Genomic DNA, 13,935 nt, shown 5'->3' with positions numbered 1-13,935 from the left:
TGGGATGGCCCTGTCCTCCTCCCGGCAGGGCCATCTGGCGATGTTGTCTTTCTCGGCGCTGGTGTCGCTGTCCTTCAGCTTTGGCCACATCGTCGCAAAAGAGATCACCCCCACCGCCCTGAACACGGTGCGGTTTGCGCTGGCCGCGCTGGTCCTGTTCGGGCTGGCGCGCGTCATGCGTATACCGGTGCGCCCGGTCTTCACGGGTTTTTGGCGCTTTGGCCTGATGGGCGGGCTGATGGCCGTCTATTTCATTACCATGTTCGAAGCGCTCAGGATCACGACCCCGGTCTCGACCGCTGCCGTCTTCACCCTAACCCCGCTGATGGCCGCCGGGTGCGGATTGCTGATCGCGGGGCAACGGTCGGGGCGGTGGACGTTGATTGCGCTGACCATCGGTGCGGTGGGGGCTGTGTGGGTCATTTTCCGCGCCGACCTGAACGCACTGTTGCGTTTTGAGGTTGGGCGCGGCGAGGCGCTGTTTGCCATCGGCGCGCTGTGCCATGCGCTGGTGCCCGCTTTGGCGCGCAAGCTGGCGCAGGGTGTGCAGCCTTTGCAGACCTCGATCGGGACTGTGCTGGGCGCGTTGATCGTCACCGGCATTTATGGGTTCCGCGACGTGATCCACACGGATTTCGCGGCCCTGCGCCCGGCGGTTTGGATGGTCATTACCTATCTTGCGGTTGTCACCACAGCCGGCACGTTCTTTCTGGTCCAATATGCCAGCCAGCGCCTGCCCGCCAGCAAGGTCATGGCCTACACATATTTGGTGCCAAGCTGGGTGGTGCTGTGGGAGTTCCTGTTTTACGGCGCGACCCAACCTGCCCTTCTGATGGCCGGTGTGGCCGCAACCCTGCTGGCACTTGCCATGCTGCTTAGGGGCGAAGCGTTCTGACCAGCATATGGGTGATGAACGCCTCGGCATCTTCGAACCGTGTGTCACTGCGCACCGGCCCCAAGACCGCCTGCACCTGAAGGTCGAAATCCGCATAATGCTGTGTCATCGCCCAGATCGAGAAGATCAGGTGATGCGGGTCGATGGTTGCCAGTCGCCCCTCGACCATCCAACCTGCGATGATCGCAGCTTTTTCATCCACCAGCGTCTTCAGATCGGTGTTCAGCATATCGCCCAGACGGGGCGCGCCATGCAAAACCTCGGTCGCAAACAATCGGCTTTCACGGGGCATGTCGCGTGACATTTCGATCTTGCGGCTGACATAAGTCAGGATTTCTTCCATTGGATCACCGTCCGCGGACAAGTCGCGCAGCGGGCTGACCCATTGTTCAAGAAGACCTTCCAACAGTTCGGAATAAATCGCTTCTTTGCCGTTGAAGTAATAGACAATGTTTTGCTTCGATATCCCGGCAGCTTTGGCGATCTGATCAAGCGTTGCCCCCCGCAACCCCTTTTCCGAAAACACATCCAACGCCGCCTCAAAAATCGCCTGTCGCTTTTCGCGCTGAATCCGTGTCGGGCGGGATGTTGCACCTGCTTTCGCCATCAGGTGTCCCCATGCAGCTGAACGCCGGACAGCAGCAAGTCTTTGACGGCTGTCTTGGTCTCGTCCCACTGCGCATCCGACAGCTCGACCCCATTGTTCAGTGTCGTGATCTGATGGGTAAAGTCAGCGTAATGCTGCGTCGTCGCCCAGATTGCATAGAGCAGATGGCGCGCGCTGATCGGCCTGATCTTTCCGTTTTCGATCCATGCCTCGATCACCGTAATCCGGTTTTCGGTCCAAGAACGCAACTCGTCTTCCAGATAGTCCTGCACGATGGGCGCGCGCTGGATGATCTCGTTCGCCCAGACTTTCGAGCCATAGGGCCGCGTGCGCGCAAGATCCAGTTTGGTGTCGATATAGTCGCCCAGCGCCTGGATCGGATCGTTGTCGACCCTGATACTGTCCGCCGCCGCACGCCAGATATCGAAGATCTCGCCCACGACACGGCGATACAGCGCTTCTTTCGTCTCGAAATAATAAACCACGTTTGATTTGGGCAGCCCCGCCACGGCCGCGATGCGACTGATCGAGGCTCCGGCATATCCAAACTCGGCAAACACCTTTTCGGCGGCAACCAGAATGCGGGCTGTCACCTCTTCGCGATTGCGGCTTTGGATGCCTCTTGTCGTCTTATTCACGTCGCTCATCACACTCGTTGTTTGTGCAAAATCCGCACAGGGTTTCATCTTGTGGCACGAGTTTTGCGCAAAAAACAGGTGTTGTCTGCACGATCGGTCAGAAAAAGATTGACCGATCGTGCAGAAACACGCCAGCCTGTGGGTAACGACGGAATCTAATTTCCGCACGCCGCAAGGCCGACCAAATGGGAGATGACTATGAGCCACGGGAAAAACCTGCGCATCAATCCTGACCGTCTTTGGGACAGCATTATGGAGATGGCCAAGATCGGGCCGGGCGTCGCGGGCGGTAACAATCGCCAGACCCTGACCGACGAAGACGCCGAAGGCCGCGCTCTGTTTCAAAGCTGGTGCGAGGCTGCGGGCTGCACCATGGGCGTCGATACGATGGGCAACATGTTTGCCACCCGCCCTGGTGAAGACCCCGACGCCCTGCCTGTCTATATGGGCTCGCATCTGGATACGCAGCCGACGGGCGGCAAGTATGACGGTGTGTTGGGCGTGTTGGGTGGGCTTGAGGCCATCCGCACGATGAATGACCTGAACGTCAAAACCAAACACCCGATTGTTCTGACCAACTGGACCAACGAAGAAGGCACGCGCTTCGCGCCTGCCATGCTGGCCTCTGGCGTGTTTGCCGGCAAGCACACGCAAGACTGGGCTTACGCGCGCGAAGATGCCGAAGGTAAGAAATTCGGAGATGAACTGAAGCGCATCGGCTGGGTCGGCGACGAGGAAGTCGGCGCGCGCAAGATGCACGCGATGTTTGAACTGCACATTGAACAAGGCCCCATTCTTGAGGCCGAGGGCAAAGACATCGGCGTCGTCACCCATGGCCAAGGGCTGAACTGGCTGGAAGTGACCATCATCGGCAAGGAAAGCCACACAGGCTCGACCCCCATGCCCATGCGGATCAACGCGGGCCGCGGATTGGCTCTGATTACCGAGCTGGTCCATGAGATCGCGATGAAACACCAACCCAACGCGGTTGGCGCCATCGGGCATATCGACGTCTACCCGAACTCGCGCAACATCATCCCCGGCAAGGTCGTCTGCACCGTCGATTTCCGCTCGCACCTGCAAGAGGTGATCGACGCGATGATCGCCGAGTTTGACGAACGTGCGCCGAAGCTCTGTGCGGATATCGGCGTGGAAATGAGCTGGGAGATGGTCGGCACCTTCGACCCGCCCGCCTTTGACGAAGGCTGCGTGAAAGCCGTGCGCAATGCCGCGAAAGAACTGGGCTATAGCCACATGGACATCGTCTCCGGCGCGGGCCACGACGCCTGCTGGATCAACGAGATTTATCCGACGGCGATGATCATGTGTCCCTGCGTGGATGGGCTGAGCCACAACGAGGCCGAGGACATTTCCAAGGAATGGGCGGCGGCAGGCACGGACGTGCTGATGCATGCGGTTTTGGAGACGGCGGAAATCGTCGACTGAACAACTAGTTATGGCGCAAAGGTGCCCCACCCACTGGGTGAGGAGATCAAAAGACGCCATCCACAGGGAGAACTGAAATGACCACAGTCATTAAAAATGGAACCGTCGTCACAGCAGACCTTACCTACAAGGCAGACGTCTTGATCGACAACGGCAAGATCATCGAAATTGGCCCGGATCTGAAAGGCGACAAGGAGTTGGACGCCACCGGCTGCTATGTCATGCCCGGCGGGATCGACCCGCACACGCATCTCGAAATGCCGTTCATGGGGACCTATTCCTCGGATGATTTCGAAAGCGGCACGCGGGCGGCGCTTGCAGGTGGCACGACGATGGTGGTCGATTTCGCGCTACCGAACCAAGGGGAAAGCCTGCTGGACGCATTGAAACGCTGGGACAACAAATCGACCCGCGCGAACTGCGACTACTCGTTCCATATGGCGGTCACGTGGTGGGGCGAGCAAGTGTTCGACGACATGAAAACCGTCGTTCAGGGACGAGGCATCAACACGTTCAAGCACTTCCTTGCCTATAAGGGCGCGCTGATGGTGAATGACGACGAGCTCTTCGCCTCGTTCAACCGTCTGGCCGAGCTGGGCGCGACCCCGATGGTGCATGCCGAAAACGGCGACGTGGTGGCGGAACTTTCCGCCAAGCTGCTGGCCGAGGGCAACACCGGGCCGGAAGCCCACGCCTATTCGCGGCCCTCTCAGGTCGAAGGCGAAGCCACCAACCGCGCGATCATGATTGCCGACATGGCCGGTGCACCGCTCTATGTCGTGCATGTGTCCTGCGAGGAAAGCCACGAGGCGATCCGCCGCGCCCGCATGCAGGGCAAACGGGTTTGGGGTGAGCCGCTAATCCAGCACCTGACCTTGGATGAAAGCGAGTATTTCAACAAGGATTGGGATCACGCAGCGCGTCGCGTGATGTCGCCGCCCTTCCGCAACAAGATGCACCAAGACAGCCTGTGGGCCGGTCTGCAATCGGGCAGCTTGTCCGTCGTCGCGACCGACCATTGTGCCTTCACCACCGAACAAAAACGCTATGGCGTTGGGGATTTCACCAAGATCCCGAACGGCACCGGCGGTCTGGAAGATCGCATGCCGATGCTCTGGACGAATGGCGTGGCCACGGGGCGCCTGACGATGAATGAATTTGTCGCCGTCACCTCAACCAACATCGCCAAAATCCTGAACTGCTATCCCAAGAAAGGAGCTGTTCTGGTGGGGGCCGACGCCGACCTTGTTGTGTGGGATCCCGAGAAGGAAAAGACCATCACGGCAGGCAGCCAACAATCGGCCATCGATTATAACGTGTTTGAAGGCCACAAGGTCAAAGGCCTGCCCCGCTTCACGCTGACACGCGGCCAGGTTGCGGTGCATGACGGCGAAATCAAGACGCAGGAAGGCCACGGCAAGTTTGTGGAACGCGAACCGAACGCGACGGTCAACACCGCGCTCAGCAAATGGAAAGAACTGACCGCGCCACAGCCGGTCAAACGCACCGGCATTCCGGCGACAGGTGTCTAAGGTGAGCACAGAAACCATCGTAAAGGCCGAGAACCTCTCGCTGACCTTCCAAACCAATGACGGCCCGGTGCATGCGCTCAAGGACGTGTCGCTTGATATCAACAAGGGCGATTTCGTCAGCTTCATCGGCCCGTCGGGCTGTGGCAAGACAACGTTCCTGCGCTGCATGGCTGACCTGGAGGAGCCCACAGGTGGCTCGATCACGGTGAATGGTGTGTCGGCACGCGAGGCGCGTAAATCGCGCGCCTATGGTTATGTCTTTCAGCACGCAGGGCTGTATCCGTGGCGCACCATCGGGCGCAATGTTCGCCTGCCGCTTGAAATCATGGGGTATACGAAAGAGGACCAAGACGCGCGCATCAAACGCGTTCTCGAACTGGTCGAACTGGACGGGTTTGAGAAGAAATTCCCGTGGCAGCTGTCTGGCGGGATGCAACAACGCGCCTCGATCGCGCGGGCGCTGGCGTTTGACGCGGACATTCTGCTGATGGACGAACCCTTTGGCGCGCTGGACGAGATTGTGCGCGACCACTTGAACGAGCAGCTTTTGAAGCTGTGGGCCAAGACGCAGAAGACGATTGCTTTCGTCACCCACTCGATCCCCGAGGCGGTGTATCTGTCCACCAAGATCGTCGTCATGTCGCCCCGACCGGGGCGGATATCCGACGTGATCGAGAACCCGCTACCGGTGGATCGTCCCTTGGACATTCGGGACACGCAGGCGTTTCTGGACGTCGCACATCGGGTGCGCGAAGGGCTGCGGGCGGGACATTCCTATGACTAAGACCGCGCTTTCCGTTCTGACCGTTTTGGCTGCCATCGTCGTCATCTGGTATCTCGCTGTCGCGCCGATGAATATTCGCGTGGCTCTTGATCAGGCGGCACGCGCGGGCGCGGAAATTGAGCCCCCGTCAGCGGTTGAGCGGCGCAATGTGCCGATTTTGACCCTGATGTCGAACAACCGCGACCATATCGCGGCGGGATATGACCTTGATCGCCCCCGGCTTCCCACCCCCATGCAAGTCGGCGAAGAGCTGTGGAAGACCACGGGCGCGATGGTCCTGAAGGGGCGCACGTGGTCGAAACGGTCGCTGATCTATCACGGATGGATCACGCTTCAGTCCACCTTCTGGGGCTTCCTTCTGGGCACCACAATTGGCATCGTTGGTGCCATCGCCATCGTGCAGTCCCGCGTGATCGAGATGTCGGTGATGCCGTGGGCCATCATCTCGCAAGCCATCCCCATCGTGGCGCTGGCGCCGATGATCATCGTCTTGTCATCGCAGGTCGGGATCGAGGGGCGCGGGTTTCCCAAGGCGTTGATTTCATCCTACCTGTGCTTCTTCCCGGTGCTGGTGGGCATGGTCAAAGGTCTGCGCTCGCCGACCGCAGAGCAGTTGGACCTGTTGAAAACATACAGCGCGTCCGGCGTGCAGCGGTTCCTGAAACTGCGCATGCCAGCTTCGCTGCCCTATCTTTTCACGTCGCTGAAAATCGGCATTGCGGCGGCTCTTGTCGGTGCCATCATTGGCGAGCTTCCGACGGGGGCAATCAGCGGTCTTGGCGCGCGCATCCTGATCGGCGATCAGTTTGGCACGCCGTTGGCGATCTGGGCGGCGCTGTTTGCAGCCGCCATTCTAGCCGGTGTGCTGGTCACCCTGCTTGACCGAACGCAGCATGTGCTGCTGCGAAGGATGGGGATGCGCTCATGAACTGGTTGATCTTCGCCCTCGTCTTCTGGCTGGCGGCTTGGGCTGCAAATGTCACCATGGTCCGGTCCAAATGGTCCGACACGGCGCTTGTGCGATACGCTGTGCCGATCATCTTCGGCATGACACTGTTGGTCGCGTGGGAGGCTTTGGTCCACAGCTTCAACGTCTCAGCCGCAATCCTGCCAGCACCATCTGCGGTCGCGGACACGTTTGCGAACTCGACAGGGTTGCTGTGGGTGGATTTCAAGCAAACCGTTTTGAAAGGTGCGCTTAGCGGCTACTTTATCGGTGCGGGTGCGGCCTTTGTAATGGCGGTCTTGATTGACCGGTCCCCCTTCCTGACGCGCGGGCTTCTGCCCATCGGGAATTTTGTGGCCGCCCTGCCCATCGTCGGCATCGCCCCGATCCTTGTCAGTTGGTTCGGGTTTGACTGGCAGTCAAAAGCGGCTGTGGTGGTCGTCATGGTGTTCTTTCCCGTTCTGGTGAACACGGTGCAAGGCCTGCGCGAAACCGACGCCATGCTGCGCGATCTGATGAAAACCTACGCCGCGGGATATTTCAAAACCCTGTGGAAACTGCGCATCCCGGCCGCCATGCCGTTTATCTTCAACGGACTGAAAGTGGGGGCCACGCTGGCCCTGATCGGCGCAATCGTGGCCGAGTATTTCGGATCACCCACCCGCGGCATGGGCTTTCGCATTTCAACCGGTGTCGGCAGTCTGTCCATTGATCTGGTCTGGGCGGAAATTGCCGTCGCAGCATTGGCAGGCACGATGTTCTATGGTGTTGTGGCGTGGATCGAAAAGAAGGTGACATTCTGGCACCCGTCCCAACGAGGCTGAGCAATAATAATAACAAACGAAGTTCAACAAGGAGAGAGACATGAAATTCAATTCAGTGATCGGGGCTGCTGCCCTGGCGCTCACCTCGGGCACCGCTGTGGCGGCGGACGAAGTGAAATTGCAACTCAAATGGGTCACCCAGTCGCAGTTCGCGGGCTATTACGTCGCGCTGGACCAAGGGTTCTATACCGAAGAGGATCTGGACGTGACCATTCTGCCCGGTGGGCCGGATATTGCGCCCACTCAGGTGATCGCAGGCGGCGGGGCCGACGTGATCGTTGAATGGATGCCTGCCGCACTGGCCGCACGCGAAAAGGGTCTGCCGCTGGTCAACATCGCGCAGCCGTTCGCGTCGTCCGGTATGATGCTGACCTGCTGGGGCGATGTCGGTATCAGCGCGCCGGAAGATCTGGCCAACCGCACCCTTGGTGTCTGGTTCTTCGGCAACGAGTTTCCATTCATGAGCTGGATGTCCAAATTGGGTATCGCAACCGATGGCGCCAGCGAAACCGGTGTCGAAGTGTTGAAGCAAGGTTTCAACGTCGATCCCCTTGTGCAACGTCAGGCCGATTGCATTTCGACCATGACCTATAACGAATACTGGCAGGTCATTGACGCCGGTGTCACACCGGAAGAACTGGTGACGTTCAAGTATGAAGACCAAGGCGTCGCGACGCTGGAAGACGGCCTTTACGTGATGGAAGAAAACCTGAGCGACGAGGCGTTTACCAACAAGATGGAACGCTTCGTGCGCGCCTCGATGAAGGGTTGGAAATGGGCCGAAGAAAACCCGACCGATGCCGCCATGATCGTTCTTGAGTATGACGAAACCGGCGCCCAGACCGAGAACCATCAGGTGCGCATGATGGGCGAGATCGCCAAGCTGACGGCGGGTTCGAACGGTGCACTTGACCCGGCCGCTTACGAGCGGACGGTTCAGACGCTTCTGGCTGGCGGGTCGGACCCCGTCATCACGATGGAGCCTGAAGGTGCATGGACCAGTGCCATCACCGATGCTGCATTGAACTGATGTGACCAACAAAGCGGCGTGCCTTCGGGCGCGCCGTGACATGTTGCAATTGTGCCCGCGCGATTGAAGCACTACAGTTGGCCAGACCGATACAATAGCTTCCACCCGGCCGTTCACGTTCGTGACGGCCGACCTGCATTTCCGACGGGCTCGAATTGTTAGAAGAGATCAAATCACTTGCAATTCTGACGCTTGGAACCGCGCGGGATCTGGCCCCTATCGTCGGTGTCGTGGCCGTCTTCCAGTTTCTGGTTCTTCGCCAACCTATGGTCGATGTGGGTGACAAGCTTGTCGGGCTGTTGTTCGTCATGGCCGGTCTGGCAATCTTCGTGCGCGGGTTGGAACTGGCCTTGTTTCCGTTGGGCGAAACACTGGCAGATTCCTTTGCCAACAAGGGCAGCCTTGTTTGGCTGTTGCTGTTCGCTTTCGCCCTGGGGTTCGGCACCACAGTCGCCGAACCCGCCCTGATTGCCGTTAGCCGCGAAGCCGCGCGGGTGATGGCGGACATTGGGGCGGTTGATGCAGATGCAGCAGCGCAAGCCAGCTATGCCAACGCGCTGCGCTATACCGTTGCCGCCGCCGTTGGGTCGTCGCTCGTCATTGGCGTCATTCGTATCCTGCTGGGCTGGCCGATCCATTTCCTGATCATCGGTGGCTATCTGCTGGTGGTCGTGCTGACCGCCTTCGCGCCCGCCGAGATCATCGGCATCGCCTATGACAGCGGCGGGGTCACCACCTCGACCGTAACCGTTCCGCTGACGACGGCGCTTGGGGTCGGACTGGCAAGCGTCATTCGCGGACGCAACCCGATGATTGACGGCTTCGGGCTTGTCGCTTTTGCCAGCCTCTTGCCCATCGTCTTCGTTCTGGGGTTCGGGATCGTGGGGGGCATGAAATGATCGCGGACCTCTTGGGAACGATTGTCGTCACCATCAAGGATGTGCTGCCAATTGCGCTGGTGCTGGTCATCTTTCAGGCCGGCGTGCTGCGCAAACCGATCCCCCACCTGAAAAGCGTGTTGATCGGCGGCGTCTATGTCGTGCTGGGACTTGGCTTGTTTTTGTTCGGGCTGGAACGCGCGCTGTTTCCGCTGGGCGAGGCGATGGCACGCCAATTGACCGACCCGGCGTTTCTGGGCGACCCGACGGACTGGACGGCACATGGCTGGACTTATCTCTTTGCCTTCGCAATCGGGTTCTCGACCACCATCGCCGAGCCTTCTTTGATTGCCGTCGCGATGAAGGCCCGCGAGGTTTCGGGGGGCACCGTCAAGGAATGGGGCCTGCGTCTTGCCGTGGCTCTGGGCGTGGCCCTGAGCCTTGTGTTCGGCACCTACAGGATCGTCACGGGCACACCGCTCTATCTTTACATGATGGTCGGGTATGCGATTGTCATCGTGCAAACCATCTATGCGCCGAAAATCATCGTGCCGCTCGCCTATGACAGTGGCGGGGTGACAACATCCACCGTCACCGTGCCTTTGGTCGCCGCCCTTGGGCTTGGGCTTGCTTCGACCGTGCCGGGACGCAGCGCTGCCCTTGACGGGTTTGGGTTGATCGCACTTGCCAGCCTGTTTCCGATGATCACGGTCATGGGCTATGCACAGATCGTGCAATGGAATGAACGACGCCGGGGCGGTGCTGATCTGCCGCGTCACGAAACGGAGAACACGGAATGAAGTTCAAATTGATAATTGCGCTTGTGCAGGATGCATTGACCGATGCAGTGCTGGATGCCGCACGTGCGGCCGGGGCAACCGGGTCCACCGTCATCACCAATGTCAGGGGGGAAGGGCTTGAACAGAAAAAGACGTTCCTTGGCCTGACCGTCGCAGGCCAGCGCGACATGGCGCTGTTTTTGGTGGAAGAGCACCGCGCGACCACCATTCTGGAAACCATCAGCGATGCGGGTCGTTTTCTGGATGAGCCCGGGCGCGGCGTCGTGTTTCAACTGGATATCGAAGACGCCATCGGCCTTGAAACGCAAGTCCAGGCCCTGAAGACCTCGTTGGAGAAGGATGAACTATGAGCACGCCGGAAGAGACACGGGTCAAAGATGCCATCAGCCAAAAGCCGCACGTCATCAATGGTCTGGCGACGGTCGCGGATGCTTTGGAGATCATGCGCGACACCTCGCATGACGCCTTGGTCATCGAAAAGCGCTCGGTTGACGACGAATATGGCTTGATCACCACCAACATGATTGCCCGTCAGGTCACTGCATCAAACAGAAACCCGTCGCGTGTCAGCGTCTATGAGGTTATGGAAAAGCCAGCGGTGCATATTTCCTGCGACATGCAGGCGCGCTATGCGATCCGCCTTCTGACGCGCCTTGGTCTGGAATTTGCCCTGGTGATCGAAGAGGGCCACTTGATCGGCACAGTCAACCTGCGCGACCTCACTTTGGCCGAGATGTAAGCCCCCTCGCCGCGCCTACGGGATCAACCTCAAATGTGTCGCGGGGTCGAACAGGTGGGCATGCTCGGGGTCGACCGACAGTTTAAGAACATGTCCGGCGTCACGCGCATGATGAACGCCCGGCAGGCTTGCCGTGAACAAGATCCCGTCGCCATCCAAGCGACCATGCAGCAGCGTATTGGCGCCCAGGGGCTCTGCCAGATGCACTGTCAGAGAAAGCGGCCCGTTCTCATCTGGCACGACATGTTCGGGTCGAATGCCCAGCTTGACCGGGCCATCGGGCGCGGACGTGTTGCTGACGAGGGCTTGCCCCAATCGCACTTTTCCGCCTTGCACCTTGGCATCCAAAATGTTCATCGCAGGGCTGCCGATGAACTGCGCAGCAAAGAGTGTTCGGGGCGTTTCATAGACCTCAAGGGGCGTGCCGATCTGTTCTGCCACACCAGCATTCATGACGATCATGCGGTCGGCCATCGTCATCGCTTCGACCTGATCATGGGTCACGTATAGCGCGGTGATGCCCAGCTTGGATTGCAACTCTTTGATCTCCAAACGCATCTGGACGCGCAGCTTGGCGTCGAGGTTCGACAGCGGTTCGTCAAACAGGAACACCGCCGGTTCGCGCACAATGGCGCGGCCCATGGCGACGCGCTGGCGTTGACCGCCGGACAGTTGTTTGGGGCGGCGGTCCAGCAACGCCTCAAGCTGCAACAATTCTGCCGCCTCGCGCACCTTGCGGGCAATCTCATCCTTGGGTAGCCCTGCGATCTTCAGCCCGTAGCCCATATTCTGCGCCACCGACATATGCGGATAAAGCGCGTAGTTCTGGAACACCATGGCGATGTCGCGGTCCATCGGCTCTTTCTCGTTGGCACGTTCACCGCCGATCAGCACCTCGCCCGAGGTCACGGTTTCCAGCCCTGCCACCATACGCAACAGTGTGGACTTGCCACAGCCTGATGGGCCGACGATCACGATGAACTCGCCATCTTCTATTTCCGCGCTGATGCCGTGGATCACGTCCACGGGGCCAAAGCTTTTCTTGATATCTTTCAGCGTGACAGTCGCCATGAATTATTTCTCGCTATCTACTAGACCACGGATGAACAGTTTCTGCATCGACACCACCACGATCACAGGCGGGATCATCGCAAGGATCGAGGTCGCCATGATCACCGGCCAATCCGCCACATCGTCGCCCGACGGGAACATCTGCTTGATGCCCATGACGATGGTATTCATTTCAGGGTCCGTGGTGATCAGCAGCGGCCAGAGGTATTGGTTCCAGCCATAAATGAACAGGATCACGAACAGGGCGGCGACATTCGTGCGGCTCATCGGGACCACGATGTCCCAGAAAAACCGCATCGGGCGGGCGCCATCGACGCGCGCGGCCTCGGCCAGTTCATCGGGGATGGTCAGGAAAAACTGGCGAAACAGGAAAGTTGCGGTGGCCGATGCAATCAACGGGAAAATCAGGCCGGAATAGCTGTTCAGCATCCCGAACCCTGCCACAACCTCATAGGTCGGCACGATCCGCACCTCGACTGGCAGCATCAACGTCAGGAAGATCAGCCAGAAGAACATGTTGCGGCCCGGAAATCGGAAATAGACGATCGCGAAAGCGGACAGAAGCGAGATGACGATCTTGCCCACTGCAATCCCGATGGCCATCACCAGCGAATTGAACAGCATTGTCGCCACAGGGACATTGACGCCCGAAAACAGCGCAGCCTTGTAATTTTCAAAGAACTGATCGCCGGGCCAAAGCGGCATTGGCGGGCGTACAATTTCGGGTTGGGTGACAGTGGACGCGACAAAAGCGAGCCAGATCGGGAAGAAGATCACCAACACGCCAAGGATCATCAAAACATGGGTCAGCCACAGACCTGCCCCGCGTTTTTCCACCATGCCATGTATTTCGCGGGCCATCAGTAATGCACCCTTTTCTCAACGAATTTAAACTGAAGCACGGTCAGCAACCCGACCACGATCAACAAGATCACCGATTGCGCCGAGGACGCGCCCAGATCCTGTCCCACAAACCCGTCAGAGAACACTTTGTAAACTAGGATGGTCGTCGATTGCTGCGGCCCGCCCGAGGTGATGGTGTGGATCACACCGAAGGTTTCAAAGAACGAATAGACCACGTTGACCACCAGCAGAAAAAACGTGGTGGGCGACAGAAGTGGCAAGACGATGGTGAAGAAGCGCCGCCAGAAGCGCGCGCCGTCGATCGCGGCAGCCTCGATCACCGACCGGGGCACCGCTTGCAGGGCGGCAAAGAAAAATAGGAAGTTATAGCTGATCCGCCCCCAGGCCGAGGCGACAACGACCAGCCCCATCGCCTCGTTGCCATTCAGCACATGGTTCCAGTCATATCCCAACTGCCCCAGATACCATGACACCACGCCCACGCGGGTGTTGAACATGAACAGCCACAGCACACCGGCCACAGCAGGCGCGACCGCATACGGCCAGATCAAAAGCGTGCGATAGACCCCCGCCCCCTTGATCAGACGATCCGCCATCACCGCCAGAAACAGCGCCGGGATCATCGAGACAAGCGTGACGAGGATCGAGAATACTCCCGTCGTCACGAAGGACGCGCGATAGAACTTGTCCGACAGCAGATATTCGAAATTGCCCAAGCCCACATATTGCATCGACAGCCCGAACGGGTCGGGAATGAACAGCGACTGCCAGATCGCCTGCCCCGCCGGATAAAAGAAAAACACCGCCGAGATTATGACCTGTGGCGCAATCAGGCACAGCGGCAATAGCCAGCCCCGGAAGGTGACACGTTTTTCCATGTG

Annotated in this window: 16 protein-coding genes; 11 read left to right on the top strand and 5 right to left on the bottom strand. The window is 59.0% G+C overall.

What is annotated here, in order from left to right; genetic code table 11:
* The first annotated feature begins 4 nt into the window (after window positions 1–4).
* Complete coding sequence (locus ACXYMP_RS07100; protein WP_248364240.1) at window positions 5–895, top strand: DMT family transporter; 891 nt, start codon at window positions 5–7, stop codon at window positions 893–895.
* On the opposite strand, the gene ACXYMP_RS07095 is transcribed toward ACXYMP_RS07100, so the two are convergent.
* Both ACXYMP_RS07095 and ACXYMP_RS07090 read right to left on the bottom strand, forming a co-directional pair.
* Window positions 876–1,502, bottom strand: a complete 627-nt coding sequence (locus ACXYMP_RS07095) for a TetR family transcriptional regulator C-terminal domain-containing protein (protein WP_298569553.1) — start codon at window positions 1,500–1,502, stop codon at window positions 876–878. The two genes, ACXYMP_RS07100 and ACXYMP_RS07095, sit on opposite strands and share 20 nt — an antisense overlap.
* On the bottom strand, window positions 1,502–2,149 hold the full coding sequence (locus ACXYMP_RS07090; RefSeq protein ID WP_458905240.1) for a TetR family transcriptional regulator C-terminal domain-containing protein: 648 nt from the start codon (window positions 2,147–2,149) through the stop codon (window positions 1,502–1,504). Before ACXYMP_RS07090 ends, ACXYMP_RS07095 begins: the two co-directional genes overlap by 1 nt.
* Before the next feature lie 189 nt (window positions 2,150–2,338).
* Here ACXYMP_RS07090 and ACXYMP_RS07085 point away from each other — a divergent pair, with 189 nt between their 5' ends.
* The 10 genes from ACXYMP_RS07085 to ACXYMP_RS07040 all read left to right on the top strand — a co-directional run bounded on the left by ACXYMP_RS07085 (window position 2,339) and on the right by ACXYMP_RS07040 (window position 11,119).
* On the top strand, window positions 2,339–3,586 hold the full coding sequence (locus ACXYMP_RS07085; RefSeq protein WP_458905238.1) for a Zn-dependent hydrolase: 1,248 nt from the start codon (window positions 2,339–2,341) through the stop codon (window positions 3,584–3,586).
* 77 nt (window positions 3,587–3,663) lie between these two features.
* On the top strand, window positions 3,664–5,118 hold the full coding sequence (gene hydA / locus ACXYMP_RS07080) for a dihydropyrimidinase (RefSeq protein WP_458905236.1): 1,455 nt from the start codon (window positions 3,664–3,666) through the stop codon (window positions 5,116–5,118).
* 1 nt (window position 5,119) lies between these two features.
* Window positions 5,120–5,902, top strand: coding sequence for an ABC transporter ATP-binding protein (locus ACXYMP_RS07075; protein ID WP_248364250.1), 783 nt, complete (start codon window positions 5,120–5,122; stop codon window positions 5,900–5,902).
* A complete protein-coding gene (locus tag ACXYMP_RS07070) occupies window positions 5,895–6,830 on the top strand; it encodes an ABC transporter permease (RefSeq protein ID WP_298569568.1) in 936 nt (311 codons plus the stop codon). Before ACXYMP_RS07075 ends, ACXYMP_RS07070 begins: the two co-directional genes overlap by 8 nt.
* Window positions 6,827–7,672 carry an ABC transporter permease gene (locus ACXYMP_RS07065; RefSeq protein WP_298569570.1) on the top strand — a complete coding sequence of 282 codons (846 nt, stop codon included), beginning with the start codon at window positions 6,827–6,829 and terminating at the stop codon, window positions 7,670–7,672. The genes ACXYMP_RS07070 and ACXYMP_RS07065 overlap by 4 nt, the downstream gene beginning before the upstream one ends.
* A 40-nt stretch (window positions 7,673–7,712) precedes the next feature.
* Entirely contained in the window at window positions 7,713–8,702 is a 990-nt protein-coding gene (locus ACXYMP_RS07060; protein ID WP_298569573.1) for an ABC transporter substrate-binding protein, read from the top strand.
* Window positions 8,703–8,857: 155 nt separating this feature from the next.
* Window positions 8,858–9,601, top strand: a complete 744-nt coding sequence (locus ACXYMP_RS07055; RefSeq protein ID WP_298569578.1) for a DUF1538 domain-containing protein — start codon at window positions 8,858–8,860, stop codon at window positions 9,599–9,601.
* A complete protein-coding gene (locus tag ACXYMP_RS07050) occupies window positions 9,598–10,380 on the top strand; it encodes a DUF1538 domain-containing protein (protein ID WP_298569581.1) in 783 nt (260 codons plus the stop codon). Before ACXYMP_RS07055 ends, ACXYMP_RS07050 begins: the two co-directional genes overlap by 4 nt.
* Window positions 10,377–10,730 (top strand): P-II family nitrogen regulator, encoded by a 354-nt coding sequence (locus ACXYMP_RS07045; protein ID WP_298569583.1) that lies wholly within the window; start codon window positions 10,377–10,379, stop codon window positions 10,728–10,730. Before ACXYMP_RS07050 ends, ACXYMP_RS07045 begins: the two co-directional genes overlap by 4 nt.
* Window positions 10,727–11,119 (top strand): CBS domain-containing protein, encoded by a 393-nt coding sequence (locus tag ACXYMP_RS07040; RefSeq protein WP_298569586.1) that lies wholly within the window; start codon window positions 10,727–10,729, stop codon window positions 11,117–11,119. Before ACXYMP_RS07045 ends, ACXYMP_RS07040 begins: the two co-directional genes overlap by 4 nt.
* A gap of 15 nt (window positions 11,120–11,134) precedes the next feature.
* Here the strand turns inward: ACXYMP_RS07040 and ugpC are convergent, their stop codons facing one another.
* The 3 genes from ugpC to ugpA are packed head-to-tail and all read right to left on the bottom strand — an operon-like array spanning window position 11,135 to window position 13,932.
* Entirely contained in the window at window positions 11,135–12,190 is a 1,056-nt protein-coding gene (gene ugpC / locus ACXYMP_RS07035; protein ID WP_298569589.1) for a sn-glycerol-3-phosphate ABC transporter ATP-binding protein UgpC, read from the bottom strand.
* Window positions 12,191–12,193: 3 nt separating this feature from the next.
* Window positions 12,194–13,030, bottom strand: coding sequence for a sn-glycerol-3-phosphate ABC transporter permease UgpE (gene ugpE, locus ACXYMP_RS07030; RefSeq protein WP_260519216.1), 837 nt, complete (start codon window positions 13,028–13,030; stop codon window positions 12,194–12,196).
* Window positions 13,031–13,050: 20 nt separating this feature from the next.
* The gene (ugpA, locus tag ACXYMP_RS07025; protein ID WP_458905230.1) at window positions 13,051–13,932 is read right to left on the bottom strand and encodes a sn-glycerol-3-phosphate ABC transporter permease UgpA; all 882 of its coding nucleotides are present in this window, start codon (window positions 13,930–13,932) and stop codon (window positions 13,051–13,053) included.
* Window positions 13,933–13,935 lie beyond the last annotated feature (3 nt).

The sequence above is a fragment of the Aliiroseovarius sp. CAU 1755 genome (genome assembly GCF_054482655.1).
The sequence above is the reverse complement of the archived record's forward strand: the minus strand, read 5'-3'. Positions and strand labels throughout refer to the sequence as shown.